Source organism: Enterobacter cloacae complex sp. IR5412 (genome assembly GCF_049237385.1).
GTDB lineage: Bacteria > Pseudomonadota > Gammaproteobacteria > Enterobacterales > Enterobacteriaceae > Enterobacter > Enterobacter intestinihominis.
The window spans coordinates 16,600-17,302 of sequence record NZ_JBMKHQ010000026.1 but is presented as its reverse complement, the minus strand read 5'-3'; the positions used below and the strand labels follow the sequence as shown (position 1 = coordinate 17,302).

Here is a 703-nt window from a genome sequence, read left to right as displayed (position 1 = left end):
TCCATCATCTTCAAGCGCTTTTTTCTGTGTCCCATAGGGGGCCAGCGCCGTGACCTTCAGCCCTTGTGACTCCAGCAGCTCTTTAGCGGCCATCGTCATATAGCTTTTACCGGTACCGGCGTAACCATGTGCGGCCACAAAACGATCTTTGCTCGTCACAATTTCTGTAACTGCGCGCATCTGCTCATTCTTGAGGGTTTTCCCGGCGAGCAGCTGGCCTGCAATCTCTGCGGTCAGCTGTCGCGGCATCTGCCCCCGGCCGCGTGATTCGATAGTCAGAATGGAACGCTCAAGGCGAATACCCTCCACGGTAGTGACGCGGTGGCTGGTCTTTTTAAGCCTGCCGTTTTTAATACCATCATCTACCGCAAAACGGGCTTTATCCGCACGCATCCCGCTATTCGTCAGCGAGTCGATCCACTCTTTGCGCGTCAGAGTTTCGGCCATAACTGAAGCACCGACCTTCAGCGTTGATTGATACCGGGCTTCGCCCTCGATGATGGCGCCCTTCTGTACCGCCTTCAGGTACGCTTTTTCAACATCGGCCATTGTGGCATGGCCCAGCACCTGCTTATTAGCGATCTGAATCAGCTTCTGGCGTTCAAAGCTGGCATCGCGCTCTGACAGCGACTTAACTGCAAACTGGATAGCCCGGTCAGCTTTAACCTCAGGGCTGGTAAAATCCGGGGCCATGTTGCGCGCA

1 protein-coding gene is annotated in these 703 nt (G+C 55.0%); it reads right to left on the bottom strand.

What is annotated here, in order from left to right; genetic code table 11:
* Positions 1-703 (bottom strand): AAA family ATPase (locus ACOTX2_RS24455; protein WP_421626001.1); only part of this gene is annotated, 703 nt, incomplete at both ends.